The organism is Klebsiella sp. MPUS7 (assembly GCF_009905335.1).
GTDB classification, from domain to species: Bacteria; Pseudomonadota; Gammaproteobacteria; order Enterobacterales; family Enterobacteriaceae; genus Klebsiella; species Klebsiella grimontii.
In genome coordinates, this window is the sequence record NZ_CP047604.1 from 2,536,080 (window position 1) to 2,557,281 (window position 21,202).

Genomic DNA, 21,202 nt, shown 5'->3' on the forward strand with positions numbered 1-21,202 from the left:
GCTCTCTGTATTACTCTTAAAAAAGAGCCAGTTCGGCGTATTTCGCTACCGGCCGACATGAGGGCAGAACATGATCCATTTGCCAGGCTGGCGCAATATTCCCTCCGCCAGAACGCTTTCCATCATGATTGTCCTCGCCGGGATTGGCTTAATCGTGTCCATTATTTCGCTCCTCTACCTCAGCCAGCACCTGATCGGCCTGAAAGCAAACGAAATTGATAAGCATCGTTCCGTGCTATCGGTGGATGGCGCGGTGCAAACCTCGGTGAATCGCGTGCTGTCGCTGGTGATGGATAACGCTATCTGGGACGATGCGGTGCATCAGACCTATACCGACCGGCTCGATCCGCAATGGCTCTATAACTCCTGGGGTTCCGGCTTTAAGATCAATAACCTTTATGACGGCACTTTCGTGCTCGACCAGCACTATCGCGTGCTGTGGGGATCGTTTCGCAGTGAGAGCTTTACCGAACAGGATACCCAATTTCTCGGCAACGGTTTTCATTCGCTCATCTCGCAGCATGCCGCCGCCCTGCGCAGCGGCAAAAGCGCTTATGCCGGCATCACCCGAACCCGCGCCGGTATCGCCTTTATTGCCATTGGCCTGATTCGCCCGACGACAGGACGGCTGCAGGTCTATGATGATACGCGTCGCTATCTGGTGATCACCCGTCATATTAACCCGCAAATGCTTGAGCGGCTGGGCGATACGTTTCAGATCCGCAACCTCCACGTCACGCCAGGCGGCGGCGAATACAGTATCCCGCTCCGCACCCAGTCCGGGGAAATCGTTGGCTATCTGAGCTGGCATCCGGGGCTTCCCGGCGCTGAAGCCGCGCGGGCGGCATCAAACAATATTCGGCTGATCGCCGTCGTGGCAGCGGGGCTGATCCTGCTGTTTATTCTCTTCAGCTGCCTCGGGCTTTACAAGCTGGCGCGCGGCGAAAAGCTGGCGCGCAATATTGCCATGACCGACTGGCTGAGCCGCTTGCCAAACCGGCGGGCGCTGATCGAACGTCTTAATCAGGTATGCGAAAACGCGCAGTACCAGACGCAAAGCGTGGTGTTTATCGATCTCGACGGCTTTAAGGATGTTAACGACAACTACGGCCACGATGTAGGCGATGCGTTGATTATTCATATTGCTAAAGAGCTTCGGCAGCGCGTGCCTCCCGAAGGGATGCTGGCGCGAATGGGCGGCGACGAGTTTGCGATGACCGTAAGCGGCGAACAGGCGATAAATCAGGCGTTGGCCTTTGCCTGGGCGGTGCTGGAACTGTTAAAAGCCCCCGTTATCCTCAACGAACGAAAAATTTATATCAGCGCCAGCATCGGCATCGCCAGCGGCGTCCCGGCAAGCTGTTCCAGCACCGAGCTTTTTCGCCGCGCCGATATTGCCATGTACCACTCGAAAAAAACCGGTAAAGGGCGCACCACCTGGTATGACGAAGCGCTCAGCGACGCGCGGCAGTATCAGCTGAATATCGAAAACGGCATCCGCCAGGGGCTGGAGAACGAAGAGTTTGATGTCTGGTACCAGCCGATCGTCAACGCCGATACGCTGGTTATGGAGGGCGTGGAAGCGCTGCTGCGCTGGCCGCGACGTCCGCAGGGGGCGCTGCCGCCGGACACGTTTATCGGTATTGCCGAAAGTAGCGGTTTGATCTACGCGCTTGGTCAGTTTGTTCTGCAACGCGCCTGTAGCGAGCTGCAGCCTTTAGACGATTTGCTGCTGTCGGTGAATATCTCTCCGGCGCAGTTCCGCGACCCGGAGTTTGAGTCGCGGGTGGTGCAGGTGCTGGGCCGCTGCCATTTCCCGGCCCGTCGGTTACAGCTTGAGGTTACGGAGAGCTACGTTCTGGAGAATCCCGAGCGTGCGCGGGCGGCGATTGAAAATTTAAGGTCGCTGGGGATCGCGGTGGCGCTCGATGATTTTGGCACCGGCTACTCCAGCATCGGCTATTTACGCAGCTTTAGCTTCGACAGTCTCAAAATCGATAAATCACTGGCCGGGCTGGTGGATGTGGATACCCAGGCGGCGGAGCTGGTGCGCGGTACCGTGCGCATTGCCGGGGCGTTGGGGATTACGGTTGTGGCGGAAGGCGTTGAAAATCAGCAACAGCTGGCGCTGCTGCGACGGGCGGGATGCGACAAATTGCAGGGCTTCTTCTTCAGCGAGCCGATGCCCGTCGCATCGTTATTGCAGCTGCGCCAGCAGCAAGGCTGACCGCTTACTGGGCGGCCAGCGCCTCAAGCTTATCGCGAAAGCCGGTCACCGAGATGGCGCGGTTGTCCGCCCGCCAGCGATCTTTTGCCCCCGGCGCCGAACTCTGTACCGCGATCACCTGCCAGCCGTCGTCGGTTTTCAGCAGCAGCGGCGAGCCGCTATCGCCGGGTAGCGTATCGCATTGATGGGAGAGCACCGATGTTTGCGCCCAGCCGGTGACCACGCAATCTTCGTGGGTGTAGAGATTATCCAGATGATCTTCCGGATAGCCTGACTGAGTCACTTTTCGTTCTGCGGTCTTGAGCGCCGCGGTCAGATCGGCTTTGCTGCCGCTAAAAATCGGCACCGGCGTAATACCGGAAGGGGCGTAGCGCAGCACGATCAGGCCAAAATCCCACGGCGCCGCGGCGCTGGGAACTATCCAGCCATCGCCGTCGGCCTTAAGCCGTTTGCCCAGCGAAGGGTCCACGCGGCCTTCAATACCGTGAATTTCGTACACCCAGCCACCTTTGCGCGAGATAAAGCGCAGCGCGACGGGTTTATCCGGCTTGCCTTTGGGCGGCGTCAGCAGGCAGTGACCGGCGGTGAGCGCCAGGTTGGGGGCGATCAGCGTCGCGGTACAGAGATTACCGCTGGCGGTTTCCAGTTGCCCAATCGCATCCCAGGGATCGTCCGTGGGGTTGCTGACCGGTTTTCGGTCGTCATGACCAAAAAACAGCGTCTTAATATCTTTTGCACTCATGCCATCATCATCGGCCTGGACCAGCGCTGGAAACAGGGAAATGGAACACAGTAATAACAGGACGTCTCTACGCATATCACTCTCTGGGGAGATAATTATGTCTATTGAAAGTAGCAGCAGATTTAAGTTTATGAAAGTTAAGAATAATTTTAATTAAGCCAGACGGCGGGCGGAATCAGCAAAAATCGCCAGTCGCTTACGGATGAATGGTGTGAATTCAATATGTTAACACCATTTTCCTGTGGCGTTATTTCCGCAGAAAAGGGCAACGGAAGCAACAGAAATCGTGTATCCGAACGTACAACCAGCGGGTAGCGATAAAATGATTCCCGCTTCAGCTTTTTCTCAAGTCCCTAATGACTAAACAGCGCCAATATTGCGGGAAAAAGAGATTTCTTTGCAGGATAAGCGCACTTCTTTACCTGTTTATCAATTACTTTCAAAGCGAAACATTTTCTCACCGTAAACGTTGTTATTGCTACCACCTTGTTGAGCAAACAGAGATGTTATCCCGGCGATGATATCTGCAATATCAAACACCCGATATACGGGAGGATTTATGTCTAAGCAAGGTATTCGCGCATTAGTTTACGTTTCGCTGGTGTCAGCAATGATTTGGGGCGCCACGGGCTATCTGCTGGTGACGGCGGTTCACGTACTGTAATCCGGGGCCGCGCCCTGGCGGATAACGTCAGCGGAGAGCGGACCGGGAATATGCTGGTTTAAAAAACGCTGCAATAGGGCGATCGGCTGCGGGCTGAGCGTATTTTTCGGCCAGACAAAATAGTAGCCTTCGCCGGTGGCTATCGTGGTAGAGAAGGGCAAGGCCAGCAGTCCCGCGCGGATCGCGGGCAGATTAGGCAATCCCAAAGATATTCTCTTTTTTGCCGTTTTTTTCCGCAGTTTATTCATCTCACCAACAGTTTCGGCTGCAGTCTGGGGGTATTGACGGCGGTGTGGGTGCCGATCGATCTGAGCGTGCTTTCGCTTTACATTCTGGCGGTTCGTCGTTGGTTAACGGCGCGTTGCGCCAAACGCTTGACGAGGGTCTCGGCGCTTTTTCTGCTACTTCTGGCGATCTATGGGTTGGGATATAACGTGTGGCAGCTACATCTTTAGTAAAGGAAAAAACGGCTGGCGACCAGCGCGCAGATAATCAGCAGGATCAGGATGAGCTCAAAACGATAGCGCCGCAGCATGGTGCTCTCCAGAAAAAAACGGCGCTGAAGACAGCGCCGATATCGTATCACACAACTTAACCCGGGAGATTAAGCAGCCGGTTGTGCAGCTGGTTTAGCGGTATGATGTTTAGTGGTTTTGTGGTGTTTTTTAGCTGCCTGCGCTTTCTGAGCTACAGGTTTAGCAGCGGCTTTTTTGTGTTTCTTAGCGGCCTGGGCTTTCTGGGCGGCAGCCGGTTTAGCTTCCGCTTTTTTGTGCTTTTTAGCGGCCTGGGCTTTCTGGGTTACAGCAGGTTTAGCTGCGGCTTTTTTGTGCTTTTTAGCCGCCTGCGCTTTCTGCTCAGCAGCCGGTTTGGCAGCGGCGGTATGGTGTTTCTTATGGTGGGTCGCTTTAGCGGTGGTGCTGTGAGTTGCAGCAGCCGGCGCCGGAGTTGTGGTGGTGGCAGCATCGGCAGCGAAAGCAACAGAAGACAGACCCATAGCAGCGGCAACGACCAGAGCTAATACTTTTTTCATTCTGATATCCTCGAAAAGGTTTCTTGTTTCAACCCCACTGCGGGGCCGTTGAAAGAACTATATGCTTGTCTTATCGAGGTTTCCGTGAGTGTTTGGTATCGGCGTGTAACCGTATGTACAACGTGCTGCGACCAAGGTGGAACACGGCGTCGGGAGCGGGGCCCGACGCCGGTGATTTACAGATAACGCGAGGTAAGGTGCTGGCGGAAATAGGCGCTGTTAAGGTCTTCTCCGGTAGCATGCTGAATCAGCTGCGAGGTGGTAAAACGGCTACCGTGCTGCCAGATATTTTGCCGCAGCCAGTCAAACAGGGCGCTGAAGTTACCGTTGGCGATATCGCTTTCCAGCTGCGGTAGCGCCCGTCTGGCGGAAGCCATCAGCTGAGCGGCGTACATCGCGCCAAGCGTATAGGAAGGGAAATAGCCAAAACCGCCGTCGGTCCAGTGGATATCCTGCATACAGCCGTCGCGGTAGTTGCCGGTGGTGGAAAGTCCCAGCCAGTGCTGCATTTTTTCGTCCCACAGTGCCGGAATATCATCGACCTCGATGTCGCCATCAATCAGCGCGCGTTCAATTTCATAGCGCAGAATGACGTGTGCCGGATAGCTCACCTCATCCGCGTCGACGCGGATAAAGCCCGGCTTGACGCGCTGATTCCAGGCGATGAAGTTTTCGCGGCTAAAGGCCGGCTGTTCGCCAAAGTACTGGCGTACCGTTGGCAGCAGGCGCTGCAGAAAGGCGTCGCTGCGGCCAAGCTGCATCTCGAAAAACAGGCTTTGCGACTCATGGATCGCCGTAGAACGGGCGAGGGCAATGGGCTGATCGAGCCAGTTACGCGGCAGATTTTGTTCATAGCGCGCGTGGCCGGTTTCGTGAATCACGCCAAACAGCGCGCTGAGCAGGTCGTTTTCGTTGTAGCGCGTGGTGATACGCACATCCTCGGGGACGCCGCCGCAGAACGGGTGGGCGCTGATATCCAGGCGTCCGCCGTCAAAATCAAATCCCAGCACGCGCATCGCTTCCAGTCCCAGCTCGCGCTGGTCGGTAATCGGAAACGGCCCCTGAGGTTCGATGAGCGGCGTCTGTGCCTGCTTCTCAACCGCTTTTTCCAGCAGCGAAGGAAGCCAGGATTTCAGGTCCGCGAACAGCACGTCCAGACGGGCGCTGGTCATATCCGGTTCAAAAATATCCAGCAGAGCGTCATAGCGGGAGCCGCCTTTTGCCGCCGCGCGAATCTGCGCCTCCTCGCGGCTCAGTTTGACGACTTCACGCAGGTTCTCGGCAAAACCCTGCCAGTCGTTCGCCGGACGCTGGCTGCGCCAGGCGTGCTCGCAGCGGCTACCCGCCAGCGATTTCGCTTCCACCAGGCTTTCCGGCAGCAGCGCCGCCTGTTGGTACTGGCGAGTCATTTCGCGCAGGTTGGCCTGTTCCACATCATTTAGCTCTTCCTGAAGCGCGTTCTGTAGCCATTCACCCACTTTCTTGTCGGTGAGGATCTGATGCTGCAAAACGCCGAGCTCGGCGAGCGCCGCGCCGCGGGCCGCGCTGCCGCCGGGCGGCATCATGGCGAACATATCCCAGCCGGCGATGGCCGAGAGATGCGAGAAGCGGGAGAGTCGCTGAAAGGTGCGGGTAAGCTGATGATAATTTTTGTTTTCGGTCATGTTTACACTCTGACGGTGGCAAGTGAACAAAAGAGGTTTTCGTTGGCCTCTACACTATCGTGATACGCCGATGGGGTCGAGGGATGCGGGGCGTTCCGCCACAAATCTCCTGAGGCAATCGGACATCGCCGCCCGCATCGGCTCGCCGGCCATTAGCATAATGTAGGGATTAATCGATTGCGTATTTTATGTTTGGCTCGAAATAATCCGGATGTGCGTAAAGTAACAGACGCTTTCTCTGAACCGCGGCTAAACTTAATGCAGGCACAGCCCGCCTATGCGAGGTGAATTATGAATCCGTTTACCTGGCTGTTTATTGCTCTGCTTTCTATCGATGCCGTTAGAGAGGTGTTAGGAATGTCGTCGGTACTGGGGATGTGGTGAATAGCGTGGCCCGCGACAGGCCACGTTAACCCGCGTTATTTCAGCCGTTTATGCAAACACGCGCCGGTGAGCAGCGCCGCCAGCAGCATCAGCGCGATAAACCCGCCGACGCCGTTCCAACCGTAGTGATGCCAGAACACGCCGCCTAACGTCCCCGCCATGCTGGAACCCAGATAGTAGCTAAACAAATAGAGCGATGACGCCTGACCGCGGGCGCGACGGGCGCGCGGGCCGATCCAACTGCTGGCTACCGAGTGTGCCGCGAAGAAGCCCGCGGAGAACAGCAGCATGCCGATAAAAATTAGCCATAGCGACGAGAACAGGGTCAGCAGCAGGCCGCCGAGCATTACCGCCGTGGAGAACAGCAGTACCGGGCCGCGACCGTAGCGAACGGTCATCGCCCCGGCTTTCGGCGAACTCCAGGTTCCGGTCAAATAGGCCACCGACAGCAGGCCAACCACCGCCTGGCTGAGCGACCACGGTGAGAGCATCAGACGATAGCCGATATAGTTAAACAGCGTTACGAATGCCCCCATTAATAAGAAACCTTCAAGAAACAGCAGCGGCAGTCCGCGATCGCGCCAGTGCAGGCGGAAGTTGATCAGCAGCGATTTTGGCCGCAGCGACGTTGGACGGAAGTGGCGCGACGCCGGCAGGATGCGCCAGAACATCAGCGCGGCTGCGAGGGCGAAGCCGCTAATGACCGCCAGCGCGATACGCCAGCCGAAGAAATCGGTGAATACCCCGGTCAGCAGACGGCCGCTCATGCCGCCAATCGAGTTTCCGCTGATATACAGCCCCATTGAGAACGCCACGACGCTGGGGTGGATCTCTTCGCTCAGATAGGTCATGCCGACCGCCGCCACGCCGCTCAACGACAGGCCGATCAGGGCGCGCATAATCAGGATCCCATGCCAGCTGGACATCATCGTCGACAGCAGGGAGCAGCAGGAAGCCAGCACCAGCGCGGTCACCATCACCTGTTTGCGGCCGATGGCGTCGGATAGCGGACCGGTAAACAGCAGGCCGACCGCCAGCATCGCCGTGGAAATCGACAGCGAGATACTGCTGCTGGCCGGCGAGACGCCGAATTCGCTGGAGAGCACCGGCAGAATCGGCTGAACACAATAGAGCAGCGCAAAGGTCGCCAGTCCGGCGGAAAAGAGGGCGAGGGTGACGCGAATAAATTGCGGGGTACCGCGTTTGATAAACTGGTTTGGCTGAGGAGCGATAATGTCGCTGACGTCGTTTGCCGGGACGGTGTCAGCGGTAGTTGTACGACTCACGGAAAAATCCTTGGTGATAAACAGAGAGTTGAGCGACCGCAATGGCCACTTATTCAGAGTAGGAAAATGTAAATATTCTGTCTAATATATTAATAATCTCAAATAAGACGTTTTAGATATGAATATTGAACTACGTCATCTGCGCTATTTTATTGCCGTGGCGGAAGAGCTCCATTTTGGCCACGCGGCGGCGCGGTTAAATATCTCTCAGCCGCCGCTTAGCCAGCAGATTCAAATCCTTGAGCAGCAAATTGGCGCACGTCTGTTTGCCCGGACGAACCGCAGCGTCAGCCTGACGGAAGCCGGGAGGCAGTTTCTCGCCGATAGCCGGCAGATCCTCTCCCAGGTGGACGATGCCGCCGCGCGGGCAGCCCGTCTTCATCACGGCGAAACCGGCGAACTGCGCATTGGTTTTACCTCCTCGGCCCCCTTTATTAAGGCGGTATCGGACACGCTATCGACCTTCCGATGCCGCTATCCCGATGTGCATATTCAGACGCGGGAAACCAACACGCGCGAGCAGATTGTGCCGCTGAACGAGGGGGCGCTGGATCTGGGGCTGATGCGTAATACCCAACTGCCGGAAACCCTGGTCTGGGAAAGAGTGCTGCGCGAACCGCTGCTGGCGATGGTGCCGCGCGATCATCCGCTGGCGAGCCAGCCGCGCGTCAGCCTGCGGGAACTGGCGCGGGAGCCGTTTGTGTTTTTCGATCCCCATGTCGGTACCGGGCTGTATGACGATATTCTCGGCCTGCTGCGCCGCTACGATCTGACGCCAACGATCGCCCAGGAAGTGGGGGAAGCGATGACGATTATCGGCCTGGTTGCCGCCGGGCTTGGGGTGTCGATTTTGCCGGCGTCGTTCAGACGGGTTCAGCTATCGGAAATGTGCTGGCTGCCCATCGAAGAGCAGGATGCGGTATCGGAAATGTGGCTGGTGTGGTCGAAACATCGTGAACAGGGGCAGGCGGCCCGGCGTTTTCGCGAATCGCTGCTTGCCAGCGCCACGTGAGTTATTTAGGACAAATAACGGCTAAAAATGTGCGGTAAATCACAAGGCTAAGCAAAAATTTGACGATTACCGTTGAAGTGCTTCACCATAGCCGTCAGTTTATTTCGAAGCGCGAAAATAAAGGGAGTCAACGGTGGTAGCGGACAGTCAGCCAGGCCATATCGATCAAATTAAGCAGACCAACGCGGGCGCGGTTTATCGCCTCATTGATCAGCTTGGCCCGGTGTCGCGCATCGACCTCTCGCGCTTCGCGCAGCTGGCGCCTGCCAGCATCACCAAGATCGTCCGTGAAATGCTGGAAGCGCATCTGGTCCAGGAGACGGAAATCCAGGAGCCGGGTAGCCGGGGAAGGCCTGCCGTTGGCCTAATGGTGGAAACAGAAGCCTGGCACTATCTCTCTATCCGCATCAGCCGCGGCGAGCTCCACCTCGCGCTGCGGGATTTAAGCAGCGCGCTGGTGGTGGAAGAGCAGCTTGAACTGGCGTTACAGCACGTTCAGCCTTTTGCGACCCGGCTACTCGATCATGTTGACCAGTTCTTTATTCGTCACCAAAAGAAGCTGGAGCGATTAACCGCCATCGCCGTCACCATGCCGGGGATCATCGACACCGAGCACGGTATCATCCACCGGATGCCTTTTTATGAAGACGTTAAGGATATGCCGCTGGGCGAGATCTTAGCCAACCATACCGGCGTATCGGTCTATATTCAGCACGATATCAGCGCCTGGACCATGGCCGAATCGCTGTTTGGCGCCTCGAGAGGCGCGCGGGATGTCATTCAGGTGGTGATAGACCATAACGTCGGCGCGGGGGTGATCACCGACGGCCGTCTATTGCACGCGGGCAGCAGTAGCCTGGTCGAGATCGGCCACACCCAGGTCGACCCGTATGGGAAACGCTGCTATTGCGGCAACCATGGCTGTCTGGAAACGATCGCCAGCGTGGAGAGCGTGCTGGAGCTGGCGCAGATCCGCATGGCGAAGTCGATGAGCTCGATGCTGCACCAGCAGCCGCTGAGCGTTGAATGGCTATGTCAGGCCGCGCTGCAGGGGGATTTGCTGGCGCGGGACATTATCAGCGGCGTCGGGAACCACGTCGGGCGGATTCTGGCGATTATGGTTAACCTTTTTAACCCGCAAAAAATTCTTATCGGCTCCCCCTTCAACCTGGCCGCGGATATTCTGTTTCCGGCAATATCTGATTGTATTCGACAACAATCGTTACCAGCCTATAGCCGACATATTGCCGTGGAAAGCACCCAGTTTTCTAACCGGGGAACGATGGCTGGCGCGGCCCTGGTTAAGGATGCCCTCTATAACGGATCGTTGCTGATACGACTGTTACAGGGTTAACATTTTTTCATATTCACACCAAAAATTGCGCTATCTCAAGCTGGCTTCCGGCGGCATCGCGTAGACTTTTTCCACAGTTGATTATTTCTCTCCCGTATATTTCATCAACATAACTGTGGGGTTAGTGATGTTTAAGCGTTTCTTCATAACAGGTACTGACACTGCCGTCGGCAAGACGGTGGTTTCCCGTGCGCTGTTGCAGGCACTGGCTGCCTGCGGCAAAAGCGTCGCCGGATACAAGCCTGTGGCGAAGGGCAGTAAAGAGACGCCGGACGGACTGCGGAACAAAGATGCGCTGGTCTTACAGAGCGTGTCATCGCTGGTGTTACCGTATGAAGCTGTCAATCCCATCGCGTTAAGCGAAGATGAAAGCAGCGTGGCGCACAGTTGCCCGATCAACTACGGCCTGCTGTCGGATGGCCTCCAGCGGCTCAGCGGCCAGGTTGAGCATGTAGTGGTTGAAGGTACCGGCGGCTGGCGCAGCCTGATGAACGACCTGCGTCCGCTTTCGGAATGGGTAGTGCAGGAACAGCTGCCGGTGCTCATGGTGGTGGGGATTCAGGAAGGCTGTATCAACCACGCCCTGCTGACCGCGCAGGCGATTGCTAACGACGGCCTGCCGCTTATCGGCTGGGTGGCCAACCGCATTAATCCGGGCCTGGCGCATTATGCTGAAATCATCGACGTGCTGAGCAAAAAGCTGCCGGCCCCGCTTATCGGTGAACTGCCTTACTTGCCGCGCGCGGAACAGCGCGAACTAAGCCAGTATATCGACTTATCGATGCTCGGCGAGATGATGGCGGTAGATAGAATCTCGGCGTAGCGTCCGCGATAGCACCGATGCCAGCACGCTGGCAATCAGTAAACCGGGCAGTAAAACGTACTGTCCGGTCATTTCACAAATCATCAGCGTTGACATAATCGGCGCATGGGTGGTGGCCGCCAGAAACGCCGCCATACCGGTTAAGCCAATCACTATTGCGATCGCCTGGCCATCAGGAAGCCACAGCCCGGTCAGGCTGGCGAACAGCATACCGATCCCCAGCCCAATAAATAGCGTTGGCGTAAATACGCCGCCCGGCGCCCCGGAGCCGCTGCTGGCGAGTACCGCAAGCAGCTTGCAGACAAACACCGTAAGTATTGCGCTGAACAGCGGCGGCGACAGGAGATAGCTCTGGACAACGCTATAGCCATTCCCCCAGACGGCTGGCGCGATCAGCGACAGCAGCCCGACAATGAGACCGCCGAGCGCCAGCTGCCAGGGGGGCGACAGGCGCAGCCGGACAAAGCAGCCATGGCTATAGCCCATCAGCCAGATAAACAGCGGCCCGCAAAGCCCGGCCAGCAGAGCCGTCGCCAGCATCAGCGCATAGTGCGTCGCGCGCAGGGTTTCGTGCAATTCAACGTGATACAGCGGGGCCGAACCGCCGTTCAGCAGATTGGTCAGCAGCAGGGCGACCACCGCGGCAATCACGACCGGGCCTAGCGACGCCAGCATCAGGGTGCCGAATAAGATCTCGGCGATAAACAGGCTTCCGGCCAGCGGAGCGTGGTAGGCGCTGGCCATCCCGGCGGCGGCGCCGCAGGCTACCCACAGCTTCCACTCGTCTTTGGGCGTAAAGCAGCGGGCGAACAGCGACGCGGCCAGCGCGGCCAGCAGGATCATCGCTCCCTCGCGGCCTATGGCGCTGCCGGTGGTCACCACCAGCAGGGAAGCCAGCGATTTTACCAGGCTGGCGGGCGTATCAAACACGCCGTCGCCGGTCTCGAGGGCTTCCATATAGTCGGTTGGCGCATGGGGTCGTGCACTGGTGCGCCGCTGCCAGAGCCAGAGCAGGGCGCCAGCCGCAAAACCGCCGAGCGCGGGCGTCAATAACCGACGCCATCCGGCCATCGACTCGGCGGCGTTGACCAGGCTTCCGCTGTCATTGCTCAGGAACAGGCTTTCCAGACCGGCCATCGCGTGGCGAAACAGGGCAACCGCGAGCGCGGCGAAGACGCCGATCAGCATGGCAATCAGCAGGCGGCGAAACATAACCTGAATATCAGGATAAGCGTGAAGACGATGCATCAGCGAATACGATTAGCGGGGGACATGGCTTATTTTTACCGGGTATAAGCATAGACGCAAAAGCGATAAGTGCGAAAACGGCAGAAAGTGACGTTGTCACCGATAGGCTATGCCCGCCGGGCGGGCATAGCGTCAGGGGTTAACGGTAGAGCGGTTTATCGGCGACCGCGCAGGGGAGTTGCGCCTGCCAGCGCGCCAGCGTCTCTTGCGCCAGCTGGCCCAGAGCCTGATAAAAAGGATTTTCCGCCCCGGCGATAAACACGCTCAGAAAGCGCCCCGACCACGGGAGAAGATGCCAGGCCTGCAGCTGGTTAAATGCCTCATCCTGAGCGGATTCACAAAGCCAGGCCGCCAGCAGCAGCAGCGTCCCGAAGTGGTCTTCCGGCTCGGCTCGGCGCTCAGACAGGCTGATGCCGGTTGCCCGCATCCACTCGCGCAGCGCCAGCGTCGAGTCGCCGAACAGCACGCTTTCTTTGTCCAGCCAGACGGAGCCCCACGGCGGCGCGGGCAGCGCCCACGGGCCGATAAACAGCCGCTGCCAGGCTTCCGCCAGCGGTTCATCGCTTGCGATAGCGAACTGTGCCGCCAGGCCGTCCGCGACCGGCCAGGGCCACTGGCACTGCCAGCTGCCGTCGCGCAGGGCCGCGATTAGCGGAGCCACCTGCTCGCTATCCGGAGCAAAAGAAAACAGCGCGCCCAGCGTACGGGCGCTGAGTGCGACGGCGTCGCGGTCTTGCGCTTGCATCATACCTATTCCTTAACAGCAGAGGGTGCCGCGGCACCCGTTGATTAACCAGCAATCGCCGTACCGACGGTCATATGTAGGCCATAAAACAGGCCGCGACCGATAAACTCGCCGAGTAATACCAGGATCAGTCCGAGCAGCAGGCTGGCGATGCGCGGGTTTTTCTTTCTTGCCAGCGGGCAGATCCAGCACCCAAGGCCCAGCGTCAAAAATACTAAACGCAGGATTTGTAGCCAGCCGTAGTTTGGCAGCAGGGCGCTGGCCTGCTGCACGGAGCTGCGGATCTCTGCCAGTTCGCTGTTCTGCAAAATGACCACCGCCAGGCTTGCCAGCAGCGCAAGGACGCTCATCGACGCGAAGACGGTGCCGTTAAAAGGCACGTTGGCTACCCGCAGCAGCAGGGCGGCGAAAAGCGGCCCGCACAGCACCATCGTCAGAAAGAAGGCGGCGGTGGTGTAGGCATTATACCAGGTCGGCACGGTATCAATTTGATAGACCAGGGTCATCTCAAGGACGAACAGGCAGCCGAGCAGCATGGTGAGCAGGAGCCAGGCTTTGGCCAGCATATTCGGCATTTTGCCGAGTATCGTCAGCAGCCACCAGAAACCCCCCACGGCGAAAAACAGCGCGCCGCTGGCAATTTCGTTACTTAACGCCGATGCGCCTACCCGGTTAAGCGAGTTAAACGCCCGCAGCGGCGAGCCGAGGTGGATGATTGACGCCAGAAAGCCAATCCCCATCACCAGCCAGATAAAAAACATGCCGCGCACCAGACGCTGGCGGGCTTCAGAGTTGTTATTCAGCGAAAGCCAGCCCAGCCCGCTGACGATAATCGCCCCTGCAACGCTTTGCCCCAGCACCGTAAACAGCACCAGCGGCCATTCATGCCATCCATTTCCCACGTTACACCTCCTTCGGGTTGGCCAGATAGCCGGTGGTATCACCCGTCGGACGGCTGTTGGCGTTAGGTTTAATCACAATGCTCGGCTTTGTGAAGTGCGCGGACGGCAGCGGCGCGACGGCGGCAAGCTGGCCGTGCTTTTCGCGCAGCTCTTCGATGGGGCCAAAGTCGAGCGCCCGCAGCGGACAGGATTCGACGCAAATCGGCTTTTTACCGTCAGCAACCCGGTCGTAGCAGCCGTCGCATTTGGTCATGTGGCCTTTCGCCGCGTTGTACTGCGGCGCGCCGTACGGGCAGGCCATATGGCAGTAGCGACAGCCGATGCATACCTCTTCGTTCACCACCACAAAGCCATCATCGCGCTTATGCATGGCGCCGCTGGGGCACACTTTAGTACAGGCCGGGTCTTCGCAGTGGTTGCAGGCAATGGAAAGGTAATAGGCGAAAACGTTTTGATTCCACACGCCGTTATCTTCCTGCCAGTCGCCGCCCGCATATTCGTAAATGCGGCGAAAGCTGACGTCAGGCGTTAAGTTTTTATAATCCTTACAGGCCAGCTCGCAGGTCTTACAGCCGGTGCAGCGGGCGGAATCGATAAAAAATCCATACTGAGCGCTCATGGTTTACTCCTTAAACCTTCTCGATTTCGACCAGATTGGTGTGCTGGGGATTGCCTTTCGCCAGCGGCGAAGGACGATGCGTCGTGAGAGTATTGATACAGGAGCCGCGATCGATGCGATCGCCGTTCATATTGGCGTCATGCCAGGCGCCCTGGCCCATCGCCGATACGCCGGGCATGATGCGCGGGGTCACCTTAGCCGGAATGCGCAGTTCGCCGCGGGCGTTGAATACGCGCACCATATCGCCATTTTTAATCCCGCGCTTCTCGGCATCCAGCGGGTTAAGCCATACCTCCTGGCGGCAGGCGGCCTGTAACACATCGATGTTGCCGTAGCTGGAGTGGGTGCGCGCCTTATAGTGGAAGCCGAACATTTGCAGCGGGAATTTCTCGCGCAGCGGGTCGTCCCAGCCTTCGAAAGTCGACGCGTATACCGGTAATGGACTGATGGTTTCGTCCTTTTCCAACTGCCATTTGCCGGCGATATCCGCCAGACGGCTGGAGTAGATCTCGATTTTACCCGATGGGGTTTTTAGCGGGTTGGCGACAGGGTCTTTGCGGAAGTCGCGATAGGCGACAAAGTGGCCGTTGGGGTCTTTACGCTTATAAATCCCCATCTTTTTCAGTTCGTCGTAGCTCGGTAGCGCCGGGTCTTTCGCCAGCATTTTCGCGTACAGATGCTGCAGCCACTGCTCCTGGGTACGGCCTTCGGTAAACTTCTGGTGGATATCATCGCCAAGGCGCTTTGCGACTTCGCTGAGGATCCAATAGATCGGCTTGCGCTCAAATTTAGCGGAGGTGACCGGCTGAATAAAGATGAGATAGCCCATATTGCCGGCGTAGTCGTTGGGAATAATATCTTCCTGCTCGACGGTCATCAGGTCCGGCAGCAGAATATCGGCGTATTTGGCCGATGAGGTCATAAAGTTGTCGATAACCACGATCGTTTCGCACTTGCTTTCATCCTGCAGGATATCGTGGGTTTTATTGATATCAGAGTGCTGGTTGATGATGGTGTTGCCGGCGTAGTTCCAGATGAATTTAATCGGCACGTCCAGCTTCTCTTTGCCGCGCACGCCGTCGCGGGTCGCGGTCATTTCTGCGCCGCGATCGATGGCATCGGTCCAACTGAAGCAGGAGATCTGCGTTTTCACCGGGTTTTCCGGCAGCGGCATGCGTTCGATGGTAATGGTGTAAGTTGACTCGCGCGCGCCGCTGTTGCCGCCGTTAATCCCCACGTTACCGGTCAAAATAGGCAGCATGGCGATCGCCCGGGAGGTCAGTTCGCCATTAGCCTGACGCTGCGGTCCCCACCCCTGGCAGATGTAGGCCGGTTTTGCGGCGCCAATTTCGCGCGCAAGCTTAATGATGCGATCCGCCGGAATGCCGGTGATGCGTGACGCCCACTGGGGCGTTTTGGCGGTAGCATCGTCGCCCTGGCCGAGAATATACGCTTTGTAGTGTCCGTTGGCCGGGGCCCCTTCCGGCAGCGTTTTCTCGTCGTAGCCGACGCAGTAGGTATCAAGGAACGGCTGGTCGACCAGGTTTTCGTCGATCAAAACCCAGGCGATACCGGCCACCAGCGCCGCATCCGTACCCGGGCGAATCGGGATCCATTCGTCCTCGCGCCCGGCGGCGGTGTCGGTATAGCGCGGATCGATAACGATCATCCGAGCATTAGAGCGCTCGCGCGCCTGTTCGAGATAGTAGGTGATCCCGCCGCCGCTCATGCGCGTTTCCGCCGGGTTATTGCCGAACATCACCACCAGTTTGCTGTTTTCAATATCGGAGGTGCTGTTGCCGTCATTGCTGCCGTAGGTATAGGGCATCGCGCAGGAAATCTGCGCCGTACTATAGGTACCGTAGTGGCTTAAAAAACCGCCGTAGCAGTTCATCAGACGCGCCACCAGCGAGGCGTAAGGGGAGGAGCGGGTGATATTGCCGCCGACAATCCCGGAAGAGTAGTTAATGTAGACCGCTTCGTTGCCGTATTTTGCCACCACGTTTTTCAGGCTGGCGGCGATGGCGTCCAGCGCCTCGTCCCAGCTGATACGTTCGAACTTGCCTTCCCCGCGTTTGCCGACGCGTTTCATCGGGTAGTTGAGGCGGTCGGGGTGGTTAATACGACGACGAATAGAACGCCCGCGCAGGCAGGCGCGCACCTGGTGATCGCCATAGCTGTCCGTGCCGGTATTGTCGGTTTCGACCCAGACCACTTCGTCATCGCGAACGTGTGAACGCAGCGCGCAGCGGCTGCCGCAGTTGACCGAACAGGCGCCCCAGACGATCCGTTCCTCGCCGTGGGTCGCTTCTTGTACAGCGGCGGCGGCGCGGCGCAGGCTGAAAGGCAGGGATAAACCGCCGGCCGCGAGAGCCAGCGAGCCGAGGGCGGATGATTTAATTAGCGTTCGACGGCTAAGGCCGCCGGTATGTTCCTGGTTAGACATAGCTCACTCCATGATTTTGTTATAATGGCGTAATGCCAACGCCTGCGTAAGGTCGGCGTGGAGAGTGAGGGATCATACTTAAAATGGAGTAGAGAGATCTTATCCCTGGTCAACCGAGGGATAAGACTTCTCCAGTCATGCGGCGAGGTTACTGCGCGCCGCTGTCGCGGGTGTAGATGATTTTAAAGGTGTCGTTGGCGCAGTGGCCGACAACCTGCGCGCCGGGCTGATCGGGCTGGTCGTTCGGGACAATGGTCAGGCTGAAGCCCGATTCCGGGACGCCGTTGTTGATGATTTTCTGCTGAATATCGCTTTTTACCCGCTCGCAGGAATCCGGCGCCGCGAAAGCAGCTGTCGAACCCAGTAGCAGAGCCGTACATAGCCAGGGTGATAGTTTCATCATAAACTCCTTATTAACGTTATCCAAAGTTAAGCATAGCAGAAGTGGTGTAAACAATTGTATTTGCTAATATGATTGCACTATGCACAAAAGGAATCGCGCGTGAAAAAACGGTTTTTGCTGCTGTTGGCAGTTGGGGCGCTTAGCGCCTGTGATGAAAAGGGCGCGCCGCAGGCCTTCACCCCGGAAATGGCCAGCTTTTCTAACGAATTTGAGTTCGATCCGCTGCGCGGGCCGGTAAAAGCGTTTAGCCAGACGCTGTATGACGAACATGACCAGGTGGTGAAGTGGGTCAAAGGGCGTTTGTCCAGTGAAGGGTGCTTCGACCTGCTGGCGTTTGAGGATCTGGAGAACAAAACCGGCGCGGCGCTGGTGCTGGACGCGAACTACTACCTGGATGCGCAAAGCCACGAAAAGCGCCTGCGTGTGCAGGGCAAATGCCAGCTGGCGGAAATGCCCTCGGCGGGCGTGTCGTGGGAAACCGATGAGCACGGGTTCGTCGTCACCGCTCGCGGTAAAGAAAGCACCGCGACATACCGCTACGACAGAGAAGGCTACCCGCTGGGCAAAACGACGACCGCCAAAGGGGAACGCTTTACGGTGGCCTCAACGCCATCATCCGATCCGCGCAAAAAAATGGACTACACCGCAGTGAGCACCTTCAATGACCGCACGCTGGGCAACGTCAGCCAGACCTGCGATTACGACCGCCACGACAACCCGGTAAGCTGTGAGCTTCAGGTGGTTGACGACAGCGTGCAGCCTTCGCTAACCCGGCACTACACCATCAAAAGCACCATTGAGTATTATTGAGCCGTAGGTTTCAGCAGTGTCTGTCCCGGCGTTTTATGCTCGGCCAGGTATTGGTGCTGAAACAGGCACATACGGATGGTATTGCGGTATTCGCCGTTAATAAAGAATTCATGAATCAGCTCGCCTTCTACCATAAAGCCGAGCTTGCGGTAGATGTGGATCGCTTTTTCATTTTCTTTATCGACGATGAGGTACAGCTTATACAGGTTGAGCACCATAAAACCGTAGTCCATCGCCAGCTTTGCGGCGCGGGTGGCCAGGCCTTTTCCCTGATAATCAGGCGAGATAATAATCTGAAACTCGGCGCGGCGGTGCACATGGTTGATTTCAACCAGTTCCACCAGTCCGGCCTTTTCACCAGCGCATTCAATGACAAAGCGGCGTTCGCTCTGATCGTGAATGTGTTTGTCGTACAGGTCGGACAGTTCGACAAAGGCTTCATAGGGTTCTTCAAACCAGTAACGCATAACGCTGGCATTGTTGTCGAGCTGGTGGACAAAGCGCAGGTCTTCGCGCTCGAGCGGACGGAGTTTGACGTGAGATGCGTCAGTCATGGAAATACCTGTGAGTGATTGCGGAGCTTTATAGGTTGTGGCGCCCGCGGGCGCCATACATTACGGGGTAATGGTGCGTCCGGTGCGGCGGTCAAGGCAGCGCAGGGTGTTAGGTTCCCAGTAGGCGTTGACGTTCGCGCTCTTCTGGCAGTTATCCTGGGCGTCAAAAGCCACGTCGGCTTTATCCCACTCTTTTTCAGCACGGGTGTTGACCTTCTGGCGTAAAGAGCGGGTGTCGTTCCACTGCTCTTTTTCCATTGCGGCCTGCTGGCGGCTCTGGGCGCTGTCGCCGGACTCAATCACCAGCTTGTCGGTTTTGGCAAATGACGAGGCGGTAAAGACCATCGCGCTCAGCGCCAGCAGAGCGGTCAGGCACCAGCGTTTATTCAGTGTTGTGTTCATCACGATTTCCTTTAAGTGATTCCCTCGGACTAAGTTTACTACATCTCCTTTCGACGGCATACCCGACAAAACGGAGTAAACGACGGCCATTATTGCGTAGAATGCGTTAACGCTTGCTCAACTCACGACGCTTTATATGTTAAAAACGACGCTGCTTTTCTTTGCCACCGCGCTGTGCGAAATCATTGGCTGCTATCTTCCCTGGCTATGGTTAAAACGCGGGGCCACGCCGTTACTATTGATTCCGGCCGCCGCTGCGCTGGCGCTTTTTGTCTGGCTACTGAGCCTGCACCCGGAGGCAAGCGGACGGGTGTATGCTGCTTACGGTGGGGTATATGTCTGCACCGCGCTGCTGTGGCTGCGCTTTATCGATGGCGTCAAACTCAGCCACTATGATTGGGCCGGCGCGCTGGTTGCGCTGTGCGGCATGCTGATTATTGTAGCCGGCTGGGGACGCGCATAGACCTTTTTTACTGCATGGCGTCGGGATAGGCGGCGCCAGCACACCCCTGTGCGGTAAGGCATTCGCGTTCACGTTCTCTGTTTATTCCTCCTTTCTGTCCGGCGCGATAGTGTGATCTGTCGCGTCTTTTTCGATCGTTATACTTGTATGGTAGTAGGTCTGATGGTTTAATTTTACCCACTAACCGCATAGAAGTAAGGAATGAGAAATGAAGATCGTTGCCGCTGAAGTTTTCGTCACCTGTCCGGGGCGCAACTTCGTCACCCTTAAAGTCACCACCGATGACGGTATTGTCGGTCTGGGTGACGCGACGCTAAATGGTCGCGAGCTGTCCGTCGCATCCTATCTGCGGGATCACCTCTGTCCGCAACTGATTGGTCGCGATGCGCATCGCATTGAGGATATCTGGCAGTTTTTCTACAAGGGCGCCTACTGGCGTCGTGGTCCGGTCACGATGTCGGCGATTTCCGCCATCGATATGGCGCTCTGGGATATTAAGGCGAAAGCCGCAGGCATGCCGCTATACCAACTGCTGGGCGGGGCTTCGCGGGAAGGGGTGATGGTTTACTGCCACACCACGGGTCACTCCATCGATGAAGTCCTGGACGACTACGCTCGCCATAAAGAGATGGGGTTTAAAGCGATTCGCGTGCAGTGCGGCGTGCCGGGGATGAAGACCACCTACGGGATGGCGAAAGGTAAGGGCCAGGCCTACGAACCGGCAACCAAAGGTCAATGGCCGGAAGAGCAGCTGTGGTCTACCGAGAAGTATCTCGATTTTACGCCACAGCTGTTTGCCGCCGTACGCGAAAAATTTGGCTTTAACGAGCATCTGCTGCATGACATGCATCACCGCCTGACGCCGATTGAAGCGGCGCGTTTTGGCAAGAGTATCGAAGATTACCGCCTGTTCTGGATGGAGGATCCGACCCCGGCGGAGAATCAGGAGTGCTTCCGGTTAATTCGCCAGCATACCGTCACGCCGATTGCCGTCGGCGAAGTCTTCAACAGCATTTGGGACTGTAAACAGCTGATTGAAGAGCAGCTGATCGACTATATCCGCACCACCATTACCCACGCGGGCGGGATTACGGGGATGCGTCGGATCGCCGATTTTGCCTCGCTTTATCAGGTACGCACCGGCTCGCACGGGCCGTCCGATCTGTCTCCAGTCTGCATGGCGGCCGCGCTGCATTTCGACCTGTGGGTGCCGAATTTTGGCGTCCAGGAATATATGGGCTATTCCGAACAGATGCTGGAAGTCTTCCCGCACAGCTGGACGTTTGATAACGGCTATATGCATCCGGGGGAAAAGCCGGGGCTGGGCATCGAGTTTGATGAAAAACTGGCCGCGAAATATCCCTATGAACCGGCTTATCTGCCGGTCGCGCGTCTGGAAGACGGTACGCTGTGGAACTGGTAAA

The 21,202-nt window shown here is 57.3% G+C and carries 22 protein-coding genes; 8 read left to right on the forward strand and 14 right to left on the reverse strand.

The genetic code is table 11. The features are described 5' to 3' along the window. The first annotated feature begins 70 nt into the window (after nucleotides 1-70). A complete protein-coding gene (locus GUC22_RS11910) occupies nucleotides 71-2,227 on the forward strand; it encodes a putative bifunctional diguanylate cyclase/phosphodiesterase (RefSeq protein ID WP_142476390.1) in 2,157 nt (718 codons plus the stop codon). A 4-nt stretch (nucleotides 2,228-2,231) separates the two neighbouring features. On the opposite strand, the gene GUC22_RS11915 is transcribed toward GUC22_RS11910, so the two are convergent. From GUC22_RS11915 to GUC22_RS11935, 5 genes are all read right to left on the reverse strand, one after another. Beyond that, nucleotides 2,232-3,044: a trypsin-like serine peptidase gene (locus GUC22_RS11915; protein WP_004135618.1), complete on the reverse strand. Its 813-nt coding sequence runs from the start codon at nucleotides 3,042-3,044 to the stop codon at nucleotides 2,232-2,234. A 576-nt stretch (nucleotides 3,045-3,620) separates the two neighbouring features. Further along, nucleotides 3,621-3,839 (reverse strand): hypothetical protein, encoded by a 219-nt coding sequence (locus tag GUC22_RS11920; protein WP_004135619.1) that lies wholly within the window; start codon nucleotides 3,837-3,839, stop codon nucleotides 3,621-3,623. Nucleotides 3,840-4,084: 245 nt separating this feature from the next. Then, the gene (locus GUC22_RS27510; RefSeq protein WP_255256974.1) at nucleotides 4,085-4,219 is read right to left on the reverse strand and encodes a hypothetical protein; all 135 of its coding nucleotides are present in this window, start codon (nucleotides 4,217-4,219) and stop codon (nucleotides 4,085-4,087) included. An 18-nt stretch (nucleotides 4,220-4,237) separates the two neighbouring features. Then, nucleotides 4,238-4,663, reverse strand: a complete 426-nt coding sequence (asr, locus tag GUC22_RS11930; RefSeq protein WP_004135622.1) for an acid resistance repetitive basic protein Asr — start codon at nucleotides 4,661-4,663, stop codon at nucleotides 4,238-4,240. A gap of 176 nt (nucleotides 4,664-4,839) precedes the next feature. After that, entirely contained in the window at nucleotides 4,840-6,327 is a 1,488-nt protein-coding gene (locus GUC22_RS11935) for a carboxypeptidase M32 (RefSeq protein WP_004135623.1), read from the reverse strand. A gap of 291 nt (nucleotides 6,328-6,618) precedes the next feature. Here GUC22_RS11935 and GUC22_RS27425 point away from each other — a divergent pair, with 291 nt between their 5' ends. Then, nucleotides 6,619-6,711, forward strand: coding sequence for a KPN_01571 family protein (locus GUC22_RS27425; protein ID WP_004119695.1), 93 nt, complete (start codon nucleotides 6,619-6,621; stop codon nucleotides 6,709-6,711). Nucleotides 6,712-6,746: 35 nt separating this feature from the next. Here GUC22_RS27425 and GUC22_RS11940 read toward each other — a convergent pair whose 3' ends face one another. Beyond that, entirely contained in the window at nucleotides 6,747-7,997 is a 1,251-nt protein-coding gene (locus GUC22_RS11940; protein WP_004135626.1) for an MFS transporter, read from the reverse strand. A gap of 118 nt (nucleotides 7,998-8,115) precedes the next feature. On the opposite strand from GUC22_RS11940, the gene GUC22_RS11945 reads away from it, so the two are divergent. From GUC22_RS11945 to bioD, 3 genes are all read left to right on the forward strand, one after another. Continuing rightward, nucleotides 8,116-9,009, forward strand: coding sequence for a LysR family transcriptional regulator (locus tag GUC22_RS11945; protein ID WP_160183527.1), 894 nt, complete (start codon nucleotides 8,116-8,118; stop codon nucleotides 9,007-9,009). Between the two features lie 133 nt (nucleotides 9,010-9,142). Further along, entirely contained in the window at nucleotides 9,143-10,363 is a 1,221-nt protein-coding gene (mlc, locus tag GUC22_RS11950) for a sugar metabolism global transcriptional regulator Mlc (RefSeq protein WP_004135633.1), read from the forward strand. Between the two features lie 127 nt (nucleotides 10,364-10,490). Further along, nucleotides 10,491-11,186: a dethiobiotin synthase gene (bioD, locus tag GUC22_RS11955; protein ID WP_004119700.1), complete on the forward strand. Its 696-nt coding sequence runs from the start codon at nucleotides 10,491-10,493 to the stop codon at nucleotides 11,184-11,186. Here bioD and clcB read toward each other — a convergent pair. The 6 genes from clcB to GUC22_RS11985 form a co-directional block, all read right to left on the reverse strand. Continuing rightward, nucleotides 11,139-12,434 (reverse strand): voltage-gated ClC-type chloride channel ClcB, encoded by a 1,296-nt coding sequence (gene clcB / locus GUC22_RS11960; protein ID WP_154926016.1) that lies wholly within the window; start codon nucleotides 12,432-12,434, stop codon nucleotides 11,139-11,141. The two genes, bioD and clcB, sit on opposite strands and share 48 nt — an antisense overlap. Before the next feature lie 139 nt (nucleotides 12,435-12,573). After that, a complete protein-coding gene (dmsD, locus tag GUC22_RS11965; protein ID WP_154948783.1) occupies nucleotides 12,574-13,182 on the reverse strand; it encodes a Tat proofreading chaperone DmsD in 609 nt (202 codons plus the stop codon). Nucleotides 13,183-13,223: 41 nt separating this feature from the next. Then, nucleotides 13,224-14,081 carry a DmsC/YnfH family molybdoenzyme membrane anchor subunit gene (locus GUC22_RS11970; RefSeq protein ID WP_004135637.1) on the reverse strand — a complete coding sequence of 286 codons (858 nt, stop codon included), beginning with the start codon at nucleotides 14,079-14,081 and terminating at the stop codon, nucleotides 13,224-13,226. Between the two features lies 1 nt (nucleotide 14,082). Next, nucleotides 14,083-14,700 carry a DMSO/selenate family reductase complex B subunit gene (locus tag GUC22_RS11975; RefSeq protein ID WP_024358034.1) on the reverse strand — a complete coding sequence of 206 codons (618 nt, stop codon included), beginning with the start codon at nucleotides 14,698-14,700 and terminating at the stop codon, nucleotides 14,083-14,085. A 10-nt stretch (nucleotides 14,701-14,710) separates the two neighbouring features. Further along, a complete protein-coding gene (gene ynfE / locus GUC22_RS11980; RefSeq protein WP_024358035.1) occupies nucleotides 14,711-17,146 on the reverse strand; it encodes a selenate/tellurate reductase subunit YnfE in 2,436 nt (811 codons plus the stop codon). A gap of 148 nt (nucleotides 17,147-17,294) precedes the next feature. Then, complete coding sequence (locus GUC22_RS11985; protein WP_004135639.1) at nucleotides 17,295-17,546, reverse strand: DUF1161 domain-containing protein; 252 nt, start codon at nucleotides 17,544-17,546, stop codon at nucleotides 17,295-17,297. Nucleotides 17,547-17,648: 102 nt separating this feature from the next. On the opposite strand from GUC22_RS11985, the gene GUC22_RS11990 reads away from it, so the two are divergent. After that, nucleotides 17,649-18,359, forward strand: a complete 711-nt coding sequence (locus GUC22_RS11990) for a YnfC family lipoprotein (RefSeq protein ID WP_004135640.1) — start codon at nucleotides 17,649-17,651, stop codon at nucleotides 18,357-18,359. On the opposite strand, the gene speG is transcribed toward GUC22_RS11990, so the two are convergent. Together speG and GUC22_RS12000 are read right to left on the reverse strand one after the other, a co-directional pair. Next, entirely contained in the window at nucleotides 18,353-18,913 is a 561-nt protein-coding gene (gene speG, locus GUC22_RS11995) for a spermidine N1-acetyltransferase (RefSeq protein ID WP_024358037.1), read from the reverse strand. The genes GUC22_RS11990 and speG overlap by 7 nt on opposite strands. 60 nt (nucleotides 18,914-18,973) lie before the next feature. Further along, on the reverse strand, nucleotides 18,974-19,315 hold the full coding sequence (locus tag GUC22_RS12000; RefSeq protein ID WP_004135642.1) for a DUF1283 family protein: 342 nt from the start codon (nucleotides 19,313-19,315) through the stop codon (nucleotides 18,974-18,976). Nucleotides 19,316-19,451: 136 nt separating this feature from the next. On the opposite strand from GUC22_RS12000, the gene GUC22_RS12005 reads away from it, so the two are divergent. Together GUC22_RS12005 and rspA are read left to right on the forward strand one after the other, a co-directional pair. Next, on the forward strand, nucleotides 19,452-19,778 hold the full coding sequence (locus GUC22_RS12005) for a YnfA family protein (RefSeq protein ID WP_024358038.1): 327 nt from the start codon (nucleotides 19,452-19,454) through the stop codon (nucleotides 19,776-19,778). 208 nt (nucleotides 19,779-19,986) lie between these two features. After that, nucleotides 19,987-21,201: a starvation-sensing protein RspA gene (rspA, locus tag GUC22_RS12010; RefSeq protein ID WP_004119717.1), complete on the forward strand. Its 1,215-nt coding sequence runs from the start codon at nucleotides 19,987-19,989 to the stop codon at nucleotides 21,199-21,201. Nucleotide 21,202: the final 1 nt, after the last annotated feature.

What these genes read in the sequence shown, in the direction of transcription:
- GUC22_RS11910 (WP_142476390.1), top strand. Translation starts at nt 71, where the DNA reads ATGATCCATTTGCCAGGCTGGCGCAATATTCCCTCCGCCAGAACGCTT.
- GUC22_RS11915 (WP_004135618.1), bottom strand. Translation starts at nt 3,044, where the DNA reads ATGCGTAGAGACGTCCTGTTATTACTGTGTTCCATTTCCCTGTTTCCA.
- asr (WP_004135622.1), bottom strand. Translation starts at nt 4,663, where the DNA reads ATGAAAAAAGTATTAGCTCTGGTCGTTGCCGCTGCTATGGGTCTGTCT.
- GUC22_RS11935 (WP_004135623.1), bottom strand. Translation starts at nt 6,327, where the DNA reads ATGACCGAAAACAAAAATTATCATCAGCTTACCCGCACCTTTCAGCGA.
- GUC22_RS27425 (WP_004119695.1), top strand. Translation starts at nt 6,619, where the DNA reads ATGAATCCGTTTACCTGGCTGTTTATTGCTCTGCTTTCTATCGATGCC.
- GUC22_RS11945 (WP_160183527.1), top strand. Translation starts at nt 8,116, where the DNA reads ATGAATATTGAACTACGTCATCTGCGCTATTTTATTGCCGTGGCGGAA.
- bioD (WP_004119700.1), top strand. Translation starts at nt 10,491, where the DNA reads ATGTTTAAGCGTTTCTTCATAACAGGTACTGACACTGCCGTCGGCAAG.
- clcB (WP_154926016.1), bottom strand. Translation starts at nt 12,434, where the DNA reads ATGCATCGTCTTCACGCTTATCCTGATATTCAGGTTATGTTTCGCCGC.
- dmsD (WP_154948783.1), bottom strand. Translation starts at nt 13,182, where the DNA reads ATGATGCAAGCGCAAGACCGCGACGCCGTCGCACTCAGCGCCCGTACG.
- GUC22_RS11975 (WP_024358034.1), bottom strand. Translation starts at nt 14,700, where the DNA reads ATGAGCGCTCAGTATGGATTTTTTATCGATTCCGCCCGCTGCACCGGC.
- ynfE (WP_024358035.1), bottom strand. Translation starts at nt 17,146, where the DNA reads ATGTCTAACCAGGAACATACCGGCGGCCTTAGCCGTCGAACGCTAATT.
- GUC22_RS11985 (WP_004135639.1), bottom strand. Translation starts at nt 17,546, where the DNA reads ATGAAACTATCACCCTGGCTATGTACGGCTCTGCTACTGGGTTCGACA.
- speG (WP_024358037.1), bottom strand. Translation starts at nt 18,913, where the DNA reads ATGACTGACGCATCTCACGTCAAACTCCGTCCGCTCGAGCGCGAAGAC.
- GUC22_RS12000 (WP_004135642.1), bottom strand. Translation starts at nt 19,315, where the DNA reads ATGAACACAACACTGAATAAACGCTGGTGCCTGACCGCTCTGCTGGCG.
- GUC22_RS12005 (WP_024358038.1), top strand. Translation starts at nt 19,452, where the DNA reads ATGTTAAAAACGACGCTGCTTTTCTTTGCCACCGCGCTGTGCGAAATC.
- rspA (WP_004119717.1), top strand. Translation starts at nt 19,987, where the DNA reads ATGAAGATCGTTGCCGCTGAAGTTTTCGTCACCTGTCCGGGGCGCAAC.